16 protein-coding genes are annotated in these 19869 nt (G+C 36.5%); 6 read left to right on the plus strand and 10 right to left on the minus strand.

Going from position 1 to position 19869, the window contains the following annotated elements; genetic code table 11:
• Nucleotides 1-22 precede the first annotated feature (22 nt).
• The 3 genes from ACMA47_RS10245 to ACMA47_RS10255 all read right to left on the minus strand — a co-directional run bounded on the left by ACMA47_RS10245 (nucleotide 23) and on the right by ACMA47_RS10255 (nucleotide 4440).
• Nucleotides 23-1861, minus strand: coding sequence for a M1 family metallopeptidase (locus ACMA47_RS10245; RefSeq protein WP_413929712.1), 1839 nt, complete (start codon nucleotides 1859-1861; stop codon nucleotides 23-25).
• A 222-nt stretch (nucleotides 1862-2083) separates the two neighbouring features.
• Nucleotides 2084-2554, minus strand: a complete 471-nt coding sequence (locus ACMA47_RS10250) for a DUF1572 domain-containing protein (RefSeq protein WP_413929713.1) — start codon at nucleotides 2552-2554, stop codon at nucleotides 2084-2086.
• 194 nt (nucleotides 2555-2748) lie between these two features.
• Nucleotides 2749-4440: a DUF6909 family protein gene (locus ACMA47_RS10255; protein ID WP_413929714.1), complete on the minus strand. Its 1692-nt coding sequence runs from the start codon at nucleotides 4438-4440 to the stop codon at nucleotides 2749-2751.
• A 305-nt stretch (nucleotides 4441-4745) separates the two neighbouring features.
• Here ACMA47_RS10255 and ACMA47_RS10260 point away from each other — a divergent pair, with 305 nt between their 5' ends.
• Together ACMA47_RS10260 and ACMA47_RS10265 are read left to right on the plus strand one after the other, a co-directional pair.
• Nucleotides 4746-6941, plus strand: a complete 2196-nt coding sequence (locus tag ACMA47_RS10260; protein ID WP_034691727.1) for a glutamine synthetase III — start codon at nucleotides 4746-4748, stop codon at nucleotides 6939-6941.
• 339 nt (nucleotides 6942-7280) lie between these two features.
• Complete coding sequence (locus tag ACMA47_RS10265; protein ID WP_413929715.1) at nucleotides 7281-7991, plus strand: C40 family peptidase; 711 nt, start codon at nucleotides 7281-7283, stop codon at nucleotides 7989-7991.
• 186 nt (nucleotides 7992-8177) lie between these two features.
• Here ACMA47_RS10265 and ACMA47_RS10270 read toward each other — a convergent pair whose 3' ends face one another.
• The 6 genes from ACMA47_RS10270 to ACMA47_RS10295 all read right to left on the minus strand — a co-directional run bounded on the left by ACMA47_RS10270 (nucleotide 8178) and on the right by ACMA47_RS10295 (nucleotide 14524).
• Nucleotides 8178-8759 carry a pentapeptide repeat-containing protein gene (locus ACMA47_RS10270; protein WP_413929716.1) on the minus strand — a complete coding sequence of 194 codons (582 nt, stop codon included), beginning with the start codon at nucleotides 8757-8759 and terminating at the stop codon, nucleotides 8178-8180.
• 89 nt (nucleotides 8760-8848) lie between these two features.
• Nucleotides 8849-10078: a rod shape-determining protein RodA gene (gene rodA, locus ACMA47_RS10275; RefSeq protein ID WP_413929717.1), complete on the minus strand. Its 1230-nt coding sequence runs from the start codon at nucleotides 10076-10078 to the stop codon at nucleotides 8849-8851.
• Nucleotides 10075-12120, minus strand: coding sequence for a peptidoglycan D,D-transpeptidase FtsI family protein (locus ACMA47_RS10280; protein WP_413929718.1), 2046 nt, complete (start codon nucleotides 12118-12120; stop codon nucleotides 10075-10077). The genes rodA and ACMA47_RS10280 overlap by 4 nt, the downstream gene beginning before the upstream one ends.
• Nucleotides 12117-12623 carry a hypothetical protein gene (locus ACMA47_RS10285; protein WP_002982456.1) on the minus strand — a complete coding sequence of 169 codons (507 nt, stop codon included), beginning with the start codon at nucleotides 12621-12623 and terminating at the stop codon, nucleotides 12117-12119. Before ACMA47_RS10285 ends, ACMA47_RS10280 begins: the two co-directional genes overlap by 4 nt.
• Nucleotides 12616-13470 (minus strand): rod shape-determining protein MreC, encoded by an 855-nt coding sequence (gene mreC, locus ACMA47_RS10290; RefSeq protein WP_034691743.1) that lies wholly within the window; start codon nucleotides 13468-13470, stop codon nucleotides 12616-12618. The genes ACMA47_RS10285 and mreC overlap by 8 nt, the downstream gene beginning before the upstream one ends.
• A gap of 28 nt (nucleotides 13471-13498) precedes the next feature.
• Nucleotides 13499-14524, minus strand: coding sequence for a rod shape-determining protein (locus tag ACMA47_RS10295; RefSeq protein ID WP_002982450.1), 1026 nt, complete (start codon nucleotides 14522-14524; stop codon nucleotides 13499-13501).
• Nucleotides 14525-14928: 404 nt separating this feature from the next.
• On the opposite strand from ACMA47_RS10295, the gene hemA reads away from it, so the two are divergent.
• Genes hemA through hemE form a run of 4 tightly spaced genes read left to right on the plus strand, consistent with a single transcriptional unit; the run spans nucleotide 14929 to nucleotide 18902 of the window.
• The gene (gene hemA / locus ACMA47_RS10300; RefSeq protein ID WP_034691745.1) at nucleotides 14929-16203 is read left to right on the plus strand and encodes a glutamyl-tRNA reductase; all 1275 of its coding nucleotides are present in this window, start codon (nucleotides 14929-14931) and stop codon (nucleotides 16201-16203) included.
• The gene (gene hemC / locus ACMA47_RS10305) at nucleotides 16190-17098 is read left to right on the plus strand and encodes a hydroxymethylbilane synthase (protein ID WP_413929719.1); all 909 of its coding nucleotides are present in this window, start codon (nucleotides 16190-16192) and stop codon (nucleotides 17096-17098) included. Before hemA ends, hemC begins: the two co-directional genes overlap by 14 nt.
• A 41-nt stretch (nucleotides 17099-17139) precedes the next feature.
• Entirely contained in the window at nucleotides 17140-17823 is a 684-nt protein-coding gene (locus ACMA47_RS10310; RefSeq protein ID WP_413929720.1) for a uroporphyrinogen-III synthase, read from the plus strand.
• Between the two features lie 47 nt (nucleotides 17824-17870).
• Complete coding sequence (gene hemE, locus ACMA47_RS10315) at nucleotides 17871-18902, plus strand: uroporphyrinogen decarboxylase (protein ID WP_413929721.1); 1032 nt, start codon at nucleotides 17871-17873, stop codon at nucleotides 18900-18902.
• 77 nt (nucleotides 18903-18979) lie between these two features.
• Here the strand turns inward: hemE and ACMA47_RS10320 are convergent, their stop codons facing one another.
• Nucleotides 18980-19801, minus strand: coding sequence for a T9SS type A sorting domain-containing protein (locus ACMA47_RS10320; protein WP_413929722.1), 822 nt, complete (start codon nucleotides 19799-19801; stop codon nucleotides 18980-18982).
• Between the last annotated feature and the right edge of the window lie 68 nt (nucleotides 19802-19869).

The raw sequence follows: 19869 nt of genomic DNA on the forward strand, positions 1-19869 counted from the left end.
TTTTATCTATATATATTTATTGTTATTTCACTTCAACAAAATTGTTCTCCATATTCACATCTGCAATTCTCTGGCTGAAATCAATTCCCAGAACAGATAATTGAGATTTTGTGTAAGGAATAGTAAGCGTATATTCCTTCTGAGTCCAAGGCCAGTAAGGCATTGTTTTCAACTCTCCGTAGATATCTTTTTCTTTCCATGTATGAGTCATATTCATTGGAATCTGATAAGTGATTACTTTCTTATCCGTTGTCATCACTCCAAAATCAATAGGCATTGGAACCTGACCATTGTTGATTAAAGTAATGGTAGTAGATTTTGCATCGTATTTTACATCTTTAATTCCATAATCGATCGTCTTGGTTGTATTGATCCAATAGTTATGGAACCACTTTAGATCCATTCCTGAAACTTTCTGCGCAATGTGAAGGAAATCTCTGTCTGAAGGATGCTTCATACTCCACTGATCGTAATATTGCTTTAAGGTTTCGGCTAGCTTCTGCTCTCCCATAATGTATCCAAGCTGCACTAAATACAACTCCCCTTTTACATAAGATGCATAGGTGTAAGAAGTTCCATTATCATGGTGATCACCTAACCAAACAGCTGGTTCTTCAATTCCTTTTTTTGTAAAGTTTCTGTAAGCATCAAGTCTTTCCACAAAAGGATTGGGTAGATCTTCAGGAAACAGCTGATACATCGTATACCCTTCTGCATAGCTTGTAAAACCTTCATCCATCCACGGACGTACAGATTCATTCGTAGCAAGCATCTGCTGATACCATGAGTGAGATCCTTCATGAGCCATTAAGCCCATTAAATCTTTAACGTTTTTAGCTTCTCCTAAAATCATGGTACACATTCCGTACTCCATTCCGCCATCTCCTCCCTGGATAAATGCGTAAGTTGGATACACATATTTTCCAAAGTGAGCATTCATGATCTGGAAATACTTCGTGATATAAGGCTGAGATTCACCCCATGCCTTCGTTTTATCATTTTTCTGATATACAAGATATACTTTTGGCCCTTCAGGAACATTGAAGCTTTCTACAGAATAATCTCTGTCTGCGCTCCATGCAAAATCAAGAATATTTTTTGCTGTCCATTTCCAGATTGCCTTTTTATCTTTTTCTGTTTTTATTTTAGCATTGGCATCATAGCCTTTTACTTCTGTTGGGTTCTCCAGAATTCCTCCTGCTCCTACCACATAATCTTTATTGATTTTAATAGTAACATCAAAATCGGAGAACGGCGCATGGAATTCTCTTCCCAGATAATCAAAAGTTGCCCAGCCGTCATAATCGTACTCAGCAATTTTCGGATACCACTGGGTCATTGTCATATCCACTCCTTCTCTATTGTTTCTTCCGCTTCTTCTAATCTGTTGAGGGATCACAGAATCCCAATCCATCGTAAAGGTAGTGGTAGAATTTGGCTTAATAGGTTCTGCCAGATATACTTTCATAATGGTTTCCTGAACCTCAAATTTAAGGTCTTTCCCATTTTGTTTAATCCAGTGAATATTCTGAGTTCCTTCCTGATCTTTAGGAATGGAAGCCAATCTTGAAATACCATCTTTCTGCAGTCTTCCATCACCATTTTTCCCTTGTGAAGCCACTCTCTGATCCATCATAGAATTAGGCTTGAAAGCATTCCAGTATAAGTGGAAATATACCACATTCAGCTCATCCGGAGAATTGTTGGTGTATTCTAAAGTTTGTTTTCCCTGATAGGTAAATTTTTCAGCATTGACATCAATATCCATCTTGTACTTCGCAGCCTGCTGATAATAAGCTCCTTGCTGAGCCTGAAATTGTGAAATGATAAACGCAAAAATGATTGCAGCCGATTTTCTCATTTAAAATTTTATTTTTTCTAAAGGTAGGTAATTTAACTAAGAACCTCAAATAGGAGTTATTCTGAGGTTTTATTCTGTTTATTATGGTTTTAGATAGCTTTTAATCTGGATTGTTAAATTCCTTTTTCCACAGATGGTGTGAACAGATTTCTTGAGAAGATGAATGTGAAGATTCTTTTAACCACAGATAGCACAGATTTTCACAGATGATTGTGGATATTCTTATAGATTTTTTAAGAGTTTTTTGATTAAAGTAATCTGCCCCAGATGATAGTAGCTGTGTTCAATCATTCCGTCGATATTTCTTCGGTAAGTTCCATATTTTTCATCAACGAAAACCTCATCAAGTTTGGAATCCGGCATTTGTTCCAATAATGCGGCAAACTTTTCAGAATCCGTCCAGAGTTTATTCAACAAATCTTCCCATTGTTGCTGAGATTCTATGGGAGGAAGATCAAAACTGAATTTGTCTTTGATCTCAAGATCTCCTCCTTCAAAGACATTGATAATTCCTGCAATATAATAATCAATGTGAAAAGTAAGCATCGCAATGGTATTTAAAGCATCTACTTTTGTTACCGCCTGTTCCCAGCTCACCTCTGAAAGCTGATCTTTAAAATTCGTATTGGCGATCCAGAAACCATCCAGCAGAACCTCTCTGAATCTTTTGGCAAGTTGTGAAACTGAGCTCATGGAGATTTTATTTATGTTTCCTAAAGATAGGTTTTTATTTAAACACAAATTTCACCAATGAAAACCACTATTTTAAACACAATAAAATAGTGCAATTTGTGCAAATAAATTTGTGACATTCGTGTTTAACTAATTACAAAAAAACCTCAAATGCAAAATACATCTGAGGTTGATATTATAATATTGAATTACAATTATTTTTTAGCAGAAGCTTCTTTCTTACCACTTCTTAAAATCTTTTCAAGGATTCTTAAAGTGATCAGGTACGTTGGTTTTACTCCGGTAAGACCTAATCCTCCTGAAGATAATGTGCTTCCTGTTTCCAATGGATTATCAGATGCATAATAAGCATACATTACAAACAGATCCGGTGAAATATGGTGTCTGATCTTAGATGCTACCTGAATGGCTTTCTGGTAGTGAGCACCTTCCATTTCAAGACCAATTGCTTTCCATGAAGTATTCATAAAGTACAATAGAATATCTTTATTCTGAAGAGAAGTTCCCAATACTGTAATCATGGGGCCTTCAAAAGCTTTTAATTCATCATCTTTAAAATCTTCAAGTTTTAAAGCATTTTCAAAAGGATAGTTATCTGCAGTTCCTTCAAAAATATGAGAAGTAGGGATCATGATATCTCCTTTCTCTCCCGTAAGAATACCTGCTTTACCCATAATGGAAACAGATTTTACATGCATCATATAAACTTCTCCTTTCTGCTCAAAAGGTCTAAGCAATTCATCCATTACTTCAAAAGCCTGTTCTCCGAATGCATAGTCAAAAACCATCACTACATCATCTCCTCCGAATTTGCAGTCTGCAAATGGTGTATTCTTAAGGTCTGTTTTGCTGAGGTCTATGATCTGAACATCAATATTACTTCCACTCTTGTCTGCAATATGGATCATTCCTTCCTCCAAAGCATATTTTGAAACTTTATCACGAAGTTCTTTCTTGTTTGAAATCTCTTCGTACAGTTTATAATCCACCTCGTGATGCTGCTTCTTTTTAAGGGCATTATTGGCATACAGCATATTTTTCACCGAGTGCATATTGGCTGAAATAATATGAAGCGGACGCATGTGGAGATTGTTTTCAAATAAAACCTCTTTCACTTTGTTCGCCCATTTTTCTCCAAAATAGTGGTGACCTACTCTTTCTTTTAATATAGAACTGAAATGAATTTCTCTTTCTCTGCTTCCTTTCGCATCATCAAGACTTACTTTTGCTAAGTTGTAAATGATTTTAAACAGACGGTCAGGGTTGTGATCATCACCAAAAGTATTATAAGCTCTTAAAGTCTCATCAAAAGATCTTCCTATTAAAGAAGAAAGATGAATAAGTGCTACTTCTTTTTCTTTTCTGCTGTATTTCTTTTCACCTTTTACCACTTCTTCAATAATTTTGAAGGCACGTGTTGGCTTCCAGTTCTCGTCCTGGATGAATGCCAGATTACGGATTTTGTCAGCTTCTATAAAAAGGAAGGTAAGGTGGGTAAGAATGTCATAAATTTCGGAACGGCCCAAAAGAACCTCAATATTCATCTGGTGTTCGTCTATTCTATAACAGTTTCTTCTTCTTTTCTTTGGAACAATAGGTTCGAAACTTCCTTTATCAAACCCTTCATCAGATGTAAGATGAATAAAAGCGCATTCTTCAATTCCTTCCGGAAGTCTGTCCAGTACATACATCAAACCGTCAAGTTCCAATTTGCTTGGAATATTCATGGTTCCGTAGATTTCCGGATTGATGGTCTTCAACAAACTTCTGATACTCTCTCCTGAAACTCCGCCCGGCTTGAAAAATCCTCTATAAAATAGGTGTCTCATAGAGATGTATAGTCTTTCAATAGCCTCTGTGGTTTCTCTTGCTCTAGAATTTGTCATAAAATAAATTTCACACAAATATACAAAATCTTTGCCCACTTTATTTTAACTGTCTTTTAATAAGTGGCTTAATCTCGTAGAATTATTGTAAATTGTACTCCATATAGTACATTTATATTTCTACCTTAGAAAACGGGCTCAGAATCTCATGTTTTAAACAATAAATCAAAAAACACCCCGTTCAAAAAACACCAAACGTCTGTTTAAATTATATAAATTTTCAAAACACCCCTAATTTTTTTAGGGTCAAAATGTTTTTGATTCATTTTTTTCGTAAATTTGCCCTGTAAAAAATCAACCCAATTATGTCAACCTTAAGATTCAAAGCATTAGAAACCCTTCCATTTAAGGATTTCAGAAAAGACAACTCTGTTGAGATCCCTGCGAAATTATCAGAGCTATTCTGCAAAAATGTTTTCTCAGAAGAAACCATGAGAGAATATTTAACGAAAGAAGCATTCGGTTCTATTATCGACGCTATTAAAAAAGGAACTAAAATCCAGAGACATATTGCAGATCAGGTCGCTGTAGCGATGAAAGACTGGGCAATGAGCAAAGGTGTAACACACTACACGCACTGGTTCCAGCCTTTAACAGGTACTACTGCAGAAAAGCATGATTCTTTCTTTACACCAATTGAAGGAGGTAGAGCCATCGAAAGATTCAGCGGAAACATGCTTATCCAACAGGAGCCAGACGCATCGTCTTTCCCTAACGGAGGTATCAGAAATACTTTTGAAGCAAGAGGTTATACAGCTTGGGATCCTACATCTCCGGCATTCATTATGGGAACTACATTATGTATTCCTTCTATCTTTATCTCTTATACAGGAGAAACATTAGATTACAAAGCACCTCTTTTGAGAGCTTTGAACGCTGTAGATGAAGCTGCAACTAACGTAATGCAGTATTTTGACAAAAACGTAACGAAGGTAACTCCTACTTTGGGTTGGGAGCAGGAATATTTCCTTGTTGATTCAGCATTATATCAATCCCGTCCGGACCTTGTATTAACAGGGAAGACATTATTAGGACATTCTCCTGCAAAAGGACAGCAATTGGATGACCACTATTTCGGTTCTATTCCTACAAGAGTAATGAACTTCATGAAAGAGCTGGAAATCGAATGTATGAAATTGGGGATCCCTGCAACAACAAGACATAACGAGGTTGCCCCTAACCAGTTCGAGCTTGCACCAATGTTTGAAGAAGTAAACGTTGCTGTAGACCACAACTCTTTGTTGATGGACATCATGGCAAGAGTAGCTCACAAACACCACTTCCACATTCTTTTCCACGAAAAACCATTCGCTGGAGTAAACGGAAGTGGAAAACACAACAACTGGTCTTTAGCTACAGATACTGGTGAAAACCTTTTAAGCCCGGGAAGAAATCCAAAGAAAAACTTACAGTTCTTAACATTCTTTGTTAACACGATTAAAGCGGTTCACGAATATGCAGACCTTTTAAGAGCAAGTATCGCTTCTGCAAGCAATGACCACAGACTTGGTGCCAACGAAGCTCCACCAGCAATTATCTCCGTATTTATCGGAAGTCAGTTGTTCAGCGTATTGGAAGAACTTGAAAAAGTAACCAACGGAAAACTATCTCCGGAAGAGAAAACAGAATTAAAATTAAATGTAGTTGGAAAAATTCCTGAAATCCTGTTAGACAATACTGACAGAAACAGAACTTCTCCTTTTGCATTTACAGGAAATAAATTTGAAATCAGAGCGGTAGGTTCTTCTGCAAACTGCGCAGAGTCTATGACGGTAATGAACACTATTGCAGCAAAACAGCTTAATGATTTCAAGAAAGAAGTGGATGCTTTAATCGAAACTGGTCTTAAGAAGGACGAAGCGATCTTCAATGTATTGAGAGAATACATCAAGCAGTGTAAAAACATTATGTTTGAGGGAGACGGATATTCTGATGACTGGGCGAAAGAAGCTAAGAAAAGAGGATTGAACAATCTTAAGACAACTCCTGAAGCTTTAAAACAGGAAATGGATAAGAAATTCCTAGATCTGTATGAAGAAATGGGAATTTTCAACCACAGAGAAGTTGAAGCAAGAAACGAAATCAAATTAGAGAAATATTCTACAGTAATTGATATCGAATCAAGAGTATTAGGTGACATCGCAAGAAACCACATCATTCCTTCTGCATTAAATTATCAGAACAGATTAATTGAAAATGTAAAAGGTCTTAAAGAAATCTTTGGTGATAAAGAGTTCAAATCTTTAGCAAAAGAACAAATGAGTTTAATTACAAGCATTTCTGAAAATGTTTCTAAAATTAAACTTGGTGTTGAAGAACTTCTAAAAGCCAGAGAAACAGCCAAAGGTATTTCAGACAGCCAAAAACAGGCAGAAAGCTATTGTAATAAAGTAAAACCATTATTCGACCCGATCAGAGAAGCTTCTGATGCATTGGAAATGATGGTAGACGATGAGCTTTGGCCGATGACAAAATACAGAGAAATGTTGTTTACAAAATAACGTCCTGTAAAGTTCCATATTAGTTTAAATTCCCCGGTTTTCCGGGGAATTTTTTTGTTTTATTAACAGCCTTGAAAATTAGAGTTTTATATCACGAAACCTGATATCTAGAAGAAAATCGATTGAGTTTGTTAAAGAATCTTAATAAAAAAAACCGCACACTTACCAAAAACAGGCTGTTGCGGTTTATTTTTCTTTAACATATGTAAATTATATGTTAAAATGTGTTAAAATAAGATCCTGACAATTATCATATCAGGGGTCTTTTGCTCGGAATCTCTACTTTTGTAATGCTTTTGAAAATAAATATTCCTTTTTAACACGGATAATCAAATATATATGAAGAAAAGAGTTTTGTTTTATTTAGTTGCTTTAGTTACTACAGTTTCTTTGCAATCGTGTGCTACAAATTATGTGGTTTCAAAACCAGCAACTTACACAAAAGAATACAAAACAGATGCCAAACTAGCTTCTATAGATAACAAAAAAATGGAGCAAGATAAGCAGAAACTTATCGACTCTTTCCTTGCTGAAAAATCAGCATCTATCGCTAGTGCAAAAAAAGCAGTTAAGAATTCTGAGATTGCCAAAGCAATCAAACATAATAAAACCATTGACGGTATCCTTGAAGAAGCTGAAACATACCTTGGAACTCCTTACAGATATGGAGGAACAACCAGAAACGGTATAGATTGTTCAGCTTTCGTTCTTTCTGTATTTGGAGCAGCAGCAGGTCTTAGCTTACCTAGAGTAGCAGCTTCTCAGGCTCAGGAAGGGGAAAGAATTGAAAAAGGAGATCTACAGAAAGGAGACTTAATCTTCTTTTCTCATGGAAGAAGAATTTCTCACGTAGGTATTGTAGAAAGTGTTACTGAGGAAGGTGAGATTAAATTTATCCACGCAGCAACATCAAAAGGAGTAATGATTTCTTCACTGAATGACTCGTATTGGGGACCTAAGTTCAGATTTGCCAAGAGAGTGATCAACGAAGAAGGAGAAGCTTACAACAACTTAGCAGCAGCTACTCTTGCTACACCCGCAAATTTTTAATTTTATAAATAATTGATTTAAATAATGAAGCCATCAGAAATCTGATGGCTTTTTTATGTGCGCATTTTTGGTGAGTTTTCCCTAAAGCCAATGGGAATAGCCGTTAAAGAGAAAAGCGGGTTAAAACCCACTCCTATTGATTCAACACCTATATTTTTATAACTAATCCTGATACCTCCCAGGAGATCAGCTGTTCTTATCAATTTCAATATCCAGTTTATATAAGAGTCCATGGATTTCAGAAAGTGAAAATTTAGCCTTTTTAAGTCTGTTTAAAGCCGGATCTATTGAGTAGTTGATTGATGTCCTGAAATCTGTCTTTTCGAGATTTGTACCATAAAAAACAGCGCCCGACAGATCACAGTTATTAAAGACTGCATTAGACAAATCGCATTCCGTGAAATCTACCTCTATTAATTTGGAATTTTTAAAGAAAGTTTTCTTAACGGATGTCTTATAGAAAACAGAGTTATGTAAAGCACTACCATCAAACGTAAAAGATAGCCCAAACGCATTACAATCATTAAACTGAAGTCCAAACATTTTACATTCTTTGAAGATCACGTTATGGAAAGCTGTTTTTACCAATTTTGCCATGCTGAGGTTACACTCGATAAACTCACAATCTGTAAAGCTGAAACCAGATAGATTCCCATATTCAAAATTACAGTTTCGGAATGTGCAGTTTTCGTACTCACTTTTTTCTAAAGGAAGTTGCGTGAAATCTTTGCTCTCGAAATCTTCGTCTGAGAAATAGGATTGTTTCATGAAAAATGTGTTGATGAAGTTGATTTTGAAAACGAATGATCAGCAGAACAATGATAAACTTCCATCATCCAGCTTCCAACTTCCCTCTTTTACACCAAACTATTCTTATCCGAATAATTAAGCTTAAAGAAGATGAAAGTCATCATTGAGAAAGCCAATAAAGAACTTCCTCCATAACTGAAATAAGGAAGCGGGATCCCAACGGTAGGGAAAAGCCCCATAACCATTCCTAAATTGATTGAAAAGTGCATCAGCAGAATCGAGGCAAAGCAATACCCAAATACCCGGTTAAAAGTAGATTTCTGCTGTTCTGCCAGATAATAGATTCTTCCGATATAGACCATATAACACAGGATAAGAACTGCACTTCCTACAAAGCCCCATTCTTCTCCTACGGTACAAAAGATATAATCCGTTTCCTGTTCGGGAACGAATTTTCCCTGGGTAACGGATCCTTCACGGTATCCTTTTCCCCAGATTCCTCCTGATCCGATGGCTGTTTTGGAATATAATAAGTTATACCCGGAAGTATCTCTGAATGCCTTTTCACCTTTGTAAAGAACCTCAATTCTTTCTCTCTGGTGTTTAGGCAGTTTTTCTAAAATATAAGGTGACCCGAAAGCCAGTCCGCACAATATAAGAATAGAACCTGCAATTCCTGAAATAGAAATCACGTCCCATGACATTCTATGATAATTCATGGCGATCAAAACACCAGCAATCACTAAAACCGCGATTGCAACATAAATGGGAGGAATTGCCAGTGAGATCAGAAAAACTCCGGCAAAAATAAATCCTATTCCAAATAAAAGTCCACTCAATCCTTCTCTATATAATGCGATGAAAAATGCGATGAACACAAGCATAGAACCTACATCCGGAATAGCCAGAACGACTGCTGCCGGAATTCCTATAATAGCAAGGGCAGTCCAGATAGATTTTTTATTTTTAATATTAAAATCCGGGCTTGAAACAAAATTGGCCAGCATCAAAGCTGTACCTATTTTTGCAAACTCAACGGGCTGCATGGTAAAACTTCCAAACTTATACCAGTTCTTTTGTCCCAAAATCTCTTTACCAAACGGGAAAAGGCCTACTAATAACAGAACCCCGCCTATATAAATAATACCAGCCATATTCTCAAAGAATTTGCTTCTTCCTACGAATATAACAAGCCCTACAAATACAGAAATACAGAAAAAAACCAATTGCTTCTCTCCTAGTTTCTGGTCAACACTGTAAATATTTGCAATGGCAAAAATGCAAAGCAGGAAATACAGCCCAAGGCCCAGTTTATCTATTCCTTCTGTCCATTTCATTGCTTTACAGGTTTTTTAGCAGTGTTATTCTTTTTAGCTTCCTCTTCTATTTTCTTTTGTAGCTTAGCCTTTTGTTGTTTTACCAATTCCAGACTATCCTTTATTCTTTTTTGTTTGATTGAATCAGGTTTAGGATCAACATATAATCCTTTACGCTTCAAATCTGCAATCCATTGTCTTTTATATTCAGGCATGAAACTCGAGGTAATCATTTTTTTGTAAAGATTTTCTCTTTTCAAATCACCGGTAATATATTTTTCAGCAATCACTGTACAGGCTGGCCCTGCCCATGTAGCACCAAATCCTGCATGTTCCATTACGGCTACTACAACAATTTTGGGTTTATCAGCAGGAGCAATCAATACAAAAATGGAATTATCCTTCCCTTGAGGAACCTGTGCTGTTCCTGTTTTGGCTAATTGCGTAAAGTCATTGGATTTCAGTCCTCTTGCCGTTCCTCTTAACACTACAGCTTCCATACCTTTAAGGACCGGTTCGAAATGTTTTGGATCTACCAAAGTCTGATGTTTAACTTTAAATCTCGGATCAGGATTAGGTTTTCCATCGATACCTTTTACAATATGAGGCGTATAATACCATCCTTTATTAGCAATAGCAGCTACATAATTAGCCAGCTGAATAGGAGTTACTAAAACATCTCCCTGCCCCATTCCGTTATAAATAGCACCGGTGGACATTTCATCCCAGTTTTTAAAATCAGTTCTCTGAGAACCGCTTGCCTTCATGATGGCTTTAAATCTTTTTTCGTAAAAATCTCCAGAAGGTATTCTACCCCTTGCTCCAACGGCAAAGTCATTATTTAAAAACTCTCCCACTCCAAAACTGCTCATGATTTTTTTCCATTCATCAACTCCTTTTGAAGGGTTTCCCGGATATTTTTTGATAATGGCAATAAAGGCGTAGGTGAAAAAACAGTTACTGGAAACCTGAATGGAAGGAATAAGTGGATCTGCTCCACCGTGACCTTTAATTCTTTTTCCTTTATAGAAGAATCCTCCTCCACACGGGAAAATAGTTTTCTCATCCATCACACCCATCTGCATTGCCGCTAAAGCAGTCAATAATTTGAACGTTGACCCAGGAGGATATCCCGCCTGTAAAGCACGATCAAAAGTTGGTTTATTCTCGTAAAGCGTATCTTTTGAAAGGGCGTATAAGTTTTTTGATTTATAAGGACCCGTAAAAAGGTTTGGATCAATATCCGGTCCGGTTGCAGCCACTAGTACTTCTCCGTTATTAGGGTCTAATGCTACAATTGCGCCGTGTTTGTTGACCAACATTTCTTCGGCAGTTCTCTGAAGGTCGTAATCAATGGTTAAGGTAATATCCTTACCTGTAATTACATCTTTATCCAGAGATCCGTTTTTATAAGAACCGATATTACGAAGTCTGATATCTTTTTGGATATATTTCACTCCTTTTACTCCGCGGAGTTCTTTTTCGTAGGATTTTTCGACACCTGTTTTTCCAATAAAGTCTCCAGGTAAATAGTAAATAGAATCTTTTTTGATATCTCTTTCGTTCACCTCACTCGTATACCCAAGAAGGTTTCCGGATGTGGAAACTTCATACTGGCGCTGAGGTCTTGACACAATATTAAATGCGGGATATTTAAAAATAATTTCCTGAACTCTTGCAATATCTTCTCTGCTGAGGTCTTTAATGAAAGTCATCGGGGTCAGCTTAGAATAATATTTTTCCTTTTTGATCACATTGATTTTATTGATAAAATCCTGTTTTGTAATTTTCATTAAACTACAAAAAGCCAGCGTGTCAAAATCAGGTTTCATCAAAGCCTGGGTAAACGAAATTTCATAAGCAGGCTGGTTTCCTACCATGATTTTCCCATTTCTATCGAAAATAACTCCACGCTGTGGAATAACATATTCTGTTTTGATGGAGGTATTGGCCGCATTTAAGGCATAACGGTCTGTAAACAGTTGCAAATACGCAAGCCTCACCACAAAAATAAGGGCGATGATAACGAGGATGGAAAAAATTTTTAAATAACGTGTGTTCAAACTTTTTGTTTGATTTTAAATATTAATGCGTAGATGACTATAAAGATAAATGAAATTACACTTGTCACCAACACATTAAATAATATTTCAAAAAACCTGCTAAACTTAAAGAATTCGATATACTGTACTAAAAGCTGATGCAGGAAAATACTTGAAAATAAAAACAGCAAAAACTGCGCCCATTGAAGGGACTGGAATGAGAAAAAGTCCGTAGACGTATCTGTGGAAGTCCTGAAGATCAACGTTCTGAAATAAGCGATTAACGTTGTTGCAAATGCATTGATCCCCCATGAATAAAGGAAACCGTCAATAGACAGCCCTATTAAAAAGCTCAATGCCAGGAACTGAAATTTATTTCTGAAAAATGGATAGAACATGACAAACACAGGATATAATACCGGAGTATATTTCCCGAAAAGGGTAATCCTGTTCAATACAAATATTTGTAATGCAACAAGAAAGATCATGATCAATATATCGGTAAATAAAGTCCTGCTAATCATTTTCTTTTTTTATTACAGCCTGCATAGTGTCCTGAATCTTCTGCACTTCTGCTTTCTTAAGATTCTTCACTACATACACTTTATTCAACGCTCCCATTTTTTCACTCAGCTCTACGGAAATATCCCAGAAGCCGGTTTTATTGTCTACAGAGTATCCTGCAATAGTACCGATGGTAACTCCCTTAGGGAAAATAGCAGATTTACCGTCTGTAACGACAGTATCACCTACTTTTAAGGCAACATATTTTGGAATATCCGCCAGGTGCATCACCCTTGAGTTATCTCCATTCCATGTTAAAGTACCAAAATACCCTGAGTTTTTAAGTGCTGCATTAATTCTGATCTTATTAACACTTAACACGGATTGAACTAATGCATAACTGTCTGTAGAATTGATTACAATTCCCGCAATACCTCTTGGCGCCATTACTCCCATTTGAGGAAAGACTCCATCTCTACGGCCACGGTTGATTGTAAAATAATTATTTCTTCTGTTGATACTGTTGAAAACAATTTCTCCATCAACAAAAGTATAGATCTGCCCTCCACCAATGGTATCATGAACTCTTTTGAAAACAGGATTTTTCTCTCCGTCTTTTCCATAGAGCTCAGTCATAAGGGCTTTATTCTGAACCACAAGATCTTCGTTGATCTGTTTTAGCTTCAGATAAGAAACTCCTTCATCAATATATCCGGAAACCCAGGAATTAAACGCTGCCGTTTGGCCCGCAATCCAGGATTTCTGCATGGCATTTCTTGAGAATATCAAAACCAGAGCAATAATTTGCAGGAATATAAAGAAGACGAAAAGAGTATTCTTCGAAAATAATCTCAGCAAAAATCCCATTCAGATATAAAGTCGTAAAAAGTTAAAATTATTTAATTAAGAAATTGAACTTATCCATATTCTTAAGGGCAATACCTGTTCCGCGAACTACAGCTCTCAACGGATCTTCAGCTACAAATACAGGAAGACCTGTTTTCTTGTGAATTCTGTCCGCAAGACCTCTTAATAGCGCTCCTCCTCCAGCTAGATAAATACCTGTTTTGTAAATATCAGCAGCCAATTCCGGTGGTGTAAGAGATAATGTTTCCATTACAGCATCCTCGATTCTGATGATCGATTTGTCTAATGCACGTGCAATCTCTTTGTATCCAACCATAATTTCTTTAGGCTTACCTGTAATAAGGTCTCTACCCTGTACCGGAATGTCCTCGATATCTACATCAAGATCTTCTACTGCAGAACCTACTTCAATTTTGATTCTTTCAGCAGTTCTTTCTCCGATATAAAGGTTATGGTGAGTTCTTAAGTAATAAGCAATATCATTGGTAAATACGTCTCCGGCAATCTTCACAGATTTATCACAAACGATACCTCCTAAAGCTACCACAGCAATTTCCGTAGTACCACCACCTATGTCGATGATCATATTTCCTTCAGGCTTTTGAACGTCAATCCCAACCCCAATTGCAGCTGCCATTGGTTCGTAGATCAATCTTACTTCTTTTGCGTTTACTTTCTGAGCGGAGTCTCTTACCGCTCTTTTTTCAACTTCAGTAATACCAGAAGGGATACAGATTACAATTCGTAATGCTGGTTGAATGAATTTACCTTTGATTCCAGGAATTTTCTTGATAAATTCCTTGATCATATGTTCAGAAGCGTGGAAATCAGCAATAACCCCGTCTTTCAAAGGACGGATTGTTTTGATATCCTCGTGAGTTTTACCCTGCATATGCTTGGCTTGCTCTCCGACGGCAATCGGCTTACCCGATGAACGTTCAATTGCAACAATTGAAGGTTGATCTATAACAATTTTATTATTATGGATGATTAGGGTATTAGCAGTTCCAAGGTCTATCGCAATTTCTTGCGTAAACATATCAAATAAACTCATATTTTTCTTCTGATTTTAAGTTTACAAAGATATAAATTTAACAGTACTAAAGAAATTTCCCACCAACTTAATTTGGTTAAAATTTTATTAAAATTTATAATTCTTTATTAACTTTCAATTTAGACATTTACAGAGTTTGATTTCAACTAAAATTAATGGAATGTTAAATGGGCAAAAAAGGGAAATTACAAAAGGGTAAAAAGACTACGAAAACACGGCATTGAAGACCAAAATAAAAACCTAAAAACACCAATAATTCTTTTCCGACACGGAATTTTATCATTTTACCGTTTCGTCTGTCTGCCAGAAACGCCTTTTATTCCCCTTTATAGTTTTTTACGATAATTATCATATACACTATCTGAGAGAGGTTAATTAAAAAAATCGTAAATTTGCGACTGCCTATGTTACAGTATTCCAACATTCATCGAACGTCAAATTTTGCCGTGCTTTCAATAAGCTACGAGAAAGCCGATGTAGAAACGAGAGGAAAGTTTGCATTCTTTGATGAGAACATCAAAAACTTTGTTTCCAGAGTCCATCAGGAAGACCTGGGTGATGCATTTGTTGTTTCCACTTGTAACAGGACCGAAATTTATACCACATCTCCCAATTATCTTTTAGTAGCTGAAGAGTATTGTAAAACCATTGGGGTACAACTTACAGATTTTCTTCAGTTCGCTAATATTCTTACCAAAGAGGAAGCTTTGATTCATCTTTTCAGAGTAGCGGCAGGTCTAGAAAGTCAGATTATCGGAGATTTTGAAATTATCGGGCAAATAAAAAAAGCATACAGCCGTTTCAAAAAAGAAAGACAAAATTCTAATCCTTATCTGGAGAGAGCTATCAATGCGGCTATTCAGATTTCGAAAAGAATAAAAAATGAAACCGGCATTTCCAATGGAGCAGCCTCTGTTTCCTATGCTGCAGTTCATTATATTTTAAACAGCCAGAAAAGAATTACTGAAAAAAACATTCTTCTTTTGGGTGTAGGTGAGATAGGACAGAATACCGTTGAAAATCTGGTAAAACATGTTTATCAGCCGAAAATTAAAATTGCCAACAGAACTCAGGAGAAAGCTGAAAAGATTTCCCAGAAATATAATATTCCTCACGTTGATTATTCTGATTTTGACCAGGAATTAAAAAATACAGATATTCTTATTGTGGCAACAGGAGCCAAACATCCTATTGTCAACCAGTCTCATTTCCCAAATGGAAAAGAAACACTGATCATTGATCTTTCTATTCCTCATAACGTTGAAAAGAATGTTACCGAAAATAAAAATGTAACCCTGATTGACGTAGATGAGCTTTCAAAACAGATTCAGGAAACGATTCAACAGCGAGAAAGAGAAATCCCGAAGGCTGAAAAAATCATTAAGGAACTGATGAAAGACTTTATTGAGTGGGAGAAAAAGAGAAAGCTGGCACCCAATATTCATCATTTCAAAGCAGTTCTAAAGAATATGGAACGCAATGAAATGCATAATTTTTACAAAAAGAATAAATACATAAACATCACGGACATGGAACTTTCTGACAAAATGATCCAGAAAATCACCAACCGTTTTGCAAAATATATCATCGATAATCCTTTAAAAGCCGAAGAAATTAGTAAATTAATGCACGAAATATTAGTTGAACAACCAAACAACGAATTCAATGAAAAGCATTAGAATCGGAACGAGAAATTCCGCACTTGCACTTTGGCAGGCTAGAGAGGTTGCGAGGCACCTTCAGAACAACAATTATTTAACGGAAATTGTTCCTATCGTTTCTTCTGGCGATAAGAACCTTAATCAGCCACTTTATTCTTTAGGAATTACCGGGGTTTTCACAAGAGACCTTGATATCGCCTTACTGAATGATGAGATTGATATTGCCGTACATTCTTTAAAAGATGTTCCTACTCAATTGCCTCAAAATATTGAGATGATCGCTTACCTGGAAAGAGATTATCCACAGGACATCCTGATCAGAAAAGAATCTTCAAGGAATAAAGAATTCCATGAGCTTAAACTCGCTACCAGCAGTTTGAGAAGAAGAGCTTTCTGGCTGAGAAATTATCCGACTACTGACTTTTCGGATATCCGTGGAAATATTCAAACCAGACTTCAAAAACTTGAAGACGGAGATTTCGATGCTACGATTTTATCTTTGGCAGGTATCAAAAGAATGAAAATGGAAATTGATTACGAAATGCTTCCATTAATGATCTCTGCACCATCACAAGGGGTAATCTCTGTAGCCGGACATACTGACAAACCGGAGATCAATGAGATCGTAAGCCAGATCAACCACAAACAGACTCAGATCTGTGTAGAAATTGAAAGAAACTTCCTGAGCACTTTAGAAGGAGGCTGTACTGCACCTATCGGAGCTTTTGCAGAAATCATCGGCGATCAGATCCGTTTCAAAGCAGCACTTTGCTCTCTGGATGGGAAAAACTGCATTGCTGTGGATGAAAACTTTGTGTATACTCCAACCGAGAATTTCGGAGAAAAGTTTGCAAAAGTTGTTCTTGAAAACGGAGGAAAAGAATTAATGGCAGAAATTAAAAGTCAGATTTAAAAAACTTCCTTCATCCAGCTTCTAGCTTCAAGCCTTACAACATGAAAATCTTATTTACCAAAAATATAGACCAGACAATTATATCCAAAGAATTAGGAGAGGATATTTTGGTTGACTGTGTTGAGGTAATTAAGACTAAACCTATCATGATCAGTCCTTTTGAGCTGAAAAACTATTCTCTGATTTTCACCAGTGTCAATGGAGTTGCTTCTTTTTTTAAAAACAGATTCAAACCCAATGAGAATTTTACAGCCAAAAATTATAACAAGATCTATTGTGTAGGAGAAAAGACCAAAAGAGAGCTGAGAAAGCATGGTTTTGGAACATTTAAGGTGCTGAAAAATGCTGAAACTCTTTCCAGATTCATTATTGGAAAATGCCAGCACGAGCAGTTCCTGCACTTCTGTGGCAATCTTGCCATCAATGTCCTGGACAAAGACCTTCCGTTACAAAACATTAAGTACAAAAAAGTTACAATTTATAATACTGAGGAAATCAATCCTGTAATAACTGAAAAATATCATGCTGCAGTATTTTTTAGTCCGAGCGGAGTTCGTAGTTTTGCAAGGCGAAATTCTCTGGAAGGCATGAAGCTTTTTTCAATTGGCGAAACCACTTCCGGTGAGCTGAGAAATTATACGCAGGAAGAAATTTTTACTTCTGAAGAAAATACTCTGACCTCCATCTTTGCATTGATCAGAAAAGAAATCGGAAGTAGAGTTTAAAATATCTGTTACCGAAATATTGCCGGTAATATTAGTTACAATAGATTATGATAAAAAACGACCTATATTTAAAAGCACTTCGCGGAGAAACCGTTGAAAGACCTCCTGTCTGGATGATGAGGCAGGCTGGAAGATATCTGCCGGAATTCATTGCTTTAAGAGATCAGTATGATTTCTTTACAAGATGTCAGACCCCGGAGCTTGCTGCTGAGATCACTTTACAGCCTATCCGCAGATTTCCTTTGGATGCCGCGATTCTGTTTTCTGATATCCTGGTAGTTCCACAGGCAATGGGAATTGATTTCAAAATGAAAGAATCTGTGGGCCCATGGTTAGATACTCCTATCAGAACAATGGAGCAGGTTCAGAATATTGAAACTCCGAATGTGAATGATACTTTAGGATACGTTTTTGATGCTATTGAACTTACCCTTCAGAAGCTGGACAATGATATTCCATTGATCGGTTTTGCCGGTTCTCCATGGACCATCCTTTGCTACTGTGTAGAAGGAAAAGGAAGCAAAGCATTTGATATTGCAAAATCTTTCTGTTTCCAACAGCCTGAAGCAGCACATTTATTATTACAAAAAATTACAGACACTACAATCGCTTATCTGAAGAGAAAAGTAGAAAAAGGAGTTTCTGCTGTACAGGTTTTCGATTCTTGGGGAGGAATGCTTTCTCCTACAGATTATCAGGAATTCTCATGGCAATATATCAACCAGATTGTTGAAGCATTAAGCCCGCTTACTCATGTTGTAGTATTTGGAAAAGGATGCTGGTTTGCCCTGGAAGATATGACGATGTCTAAAGCTTCTGCTCTTGGCGTAGACTGGACTATTAAGCCTGAATTTGCAAGAACTTTGACAAACCATACGATGACTCTACAGGGGAATTTTGATCCTGCAAGACTTCATTCAACACCTGAAACCATCAAGAAAATGGTGAATGAAATGATCAACCGTTTTGGAAAAGACAGATACATTGCTAATTTAGGACACGGAATTCTACCGAATGTTCCTGTTGAAAATGCTGAAGCATTCATCAGAGCAGTGGTTGACTGGAAACCAAATGTATAAGATTAATTCTTTTAAAAATATACAAAACCCTTATAGGCATTCTATAAGGGTTTTTTGTTAAATTATTTTTTCAATGATTATTCCTTCATTACTTTCTTCTTAATAACTTCTCCATCTTGATTAATAATCATTATAATATAGATTCCTTTTGGCAGATCTGATAAGTCATAGGAATCAGATGCTTTGTTAAATGTTTTCACAAGCTTCCCTGACTGATCAATCACAGAAATCTTTTCAAGCTTATTTTGAGAGCTTTGCTTAATATAAAGATTCCCCTTAACCGGATTCGGATATACATTTATATGATCAGCGTATGAAACCTCTGAAGTTGCCAAAATACCACTTGTAATCATCACATTATCTACTACAACACCGTAAGAATAGTCACCGGCATCATCATAAACAAATCTTAGTTTAAAAGCAGCATTGGCATATGGTGTCAAATCTATATTTGCTGCGGCAGCATAACTCGTTACTACATATGAAAAGGTATTAAAATCCAGATCCCATACCCCTGCTTCCCCTGAAAAGGTAAAAACCTGAATCCAGGAAGTTCCATTGAAAACTTCAACTTTTAAAGTGGAATCAAGATCATAAATCATGTTGGCATAATTAAATGACAGCTTTGGGTTCACCACTCCGGTAAGATTAATTATGGGAGAAATCAGCCTGGCATTTGTAACAACTCCGGTTGGACCGGCATCATCATCATCAAAAAAAGCCGCCCCATCGGGAAAGCCTGCGAAACCATTCTGTGCACCTACATTCCAGTTATAAGAGTTATCAGGGTTTTCTACCGTCCACCCAGTCGGCAGAGTATTACCATTGAAGTTTTCAGAAAAAACTTGCGCATCACATATACCGCAAATTGATAAAAAAATAATAAATAGTTTTTTCATAATAAAATATTTGATGTTTATATAAAATTAATGAATTATATTCCACAAAACACAATTATACATAAAAT

This window comes from Chryseobacterium sp. T20, assembly GCF_047345655.1.
Taxonomy (GTDB): Bacteria; Bacteroidota; Bacteroidia; order Flavobacteriales; family Weeksellaceae; genus Chryseobacterium.

What these genes read in the sequence shown, in the direction of transcription:
- hemC (WP_413929719.1), top strand. Translation starts at nt 16,190, where the DNA reads ATGAAAAGCATTAGAATCGGAACGAGAAATTCCGCACTTGCACTTTGG.
- ACMA47_RS10270 (WP_413929716.1), bottom strand. Translation starts at nt 8,759, where the DNA reads ATGAAACAATCCTATTTCTCAGACGAAGATTTCGAGAGCAAAGATTTC.
- ACMA47_RS10320 (WP_413929722.1), bottom strand. Translation starts at nt 19,801, where the DNA reads ATGAAAAAACTATTTATTATTTTTTTATCAATTTGCGGTATATGTGAT.
- ACMA47_RS10310 (WP_413929720.1), top strand. Translation starts at nt 17,140, where the DNA reads ATGAAAATCTTATTTACCAAAAATATAGACCAGACAATTATATCCAAA.
- hemA (WP_034691745.1), top strand. Translation starts at nt 14,929, where the DNA reads ATGTTACAGTATTCCAACATTCATCGAACGTCAAATTTTGCCGTGCTT.
- ACMA47_RS10265 (WP_413929715.1), top strand. Translation starts at nt 7,281, where the DNA reads ATGAAGAAAAGAGTTTTGTTTTATTTAGTTGCTTTAGTTACTACAGTT.
- ACMA47_RS10295 (WP_002982450.1), bottom strand. Translation starts at nt 14,524, where the DNA reads ATGAGTTTATTTGATATGTTTACGCAAGAAATTGCGATAGACCTTGGA.
- ACMA47_RS10285 (WP_002982456.1), bottom strand. Translation starts at nt 12,623, where the DNA reads ATGATTAGCAGGACTTTATTTACCGATATATTGATCATGATCTTTCTT.
- ACMA47_RS10255 (WP_413929714.1), bottom strand. Translation starts at nt 4,440, where the DNA reads ATGACAAATTCTAGAGCAAGAGAAACCACAGAGGCTATTGAAAGACTA.
- ACMA47_RS10245 (WP_413929712.1), bottom strand. Translation starts at nt 1,861, where the DNA reads ATGAGAAAATCGGCTGCAATCATTTTTGCGTTTATCATTTCACAATTT.
- mreC (WP_034691743.1), bottom strand. Translation starts at nt 13,470, where the DNA reads ATGGGATTTTTGCTGAGATTATTTTCGAAGAATACTCTTTTCGTCTTC.
- ACMA47_RS10260 (WP_034691727.1), top strand. Translation starts at nt 4,746, where the DNA reads ATGTCAACCTTAAGATTCAAAGCATTAGAAACCCTTCCATTTAAGGAT.
- rodA (WP_413929717.1), bottom strand. Translation starts at nt 10,078, where the DNA reads ATGAAATGGACAGAAGGAATAGATAAACTGGGCCTTGGGCTGTATTTC.
- hemE (WP_413929721.1), top strand. Translation starts at nt 17,871, where the DNA reads ATGATAAAAAACGACCTATATTTAAAAGCACTTCGCGGAGAAACCGTT.
- ACMA47_RS10250 (WP_413929713.1), bottom strand. Translation starts at nt 2,554, where the DNA reads ATGAGCTCAGTTTCACAACTTGCCAAAAGATTCAGAGAGGTTCTGCTG.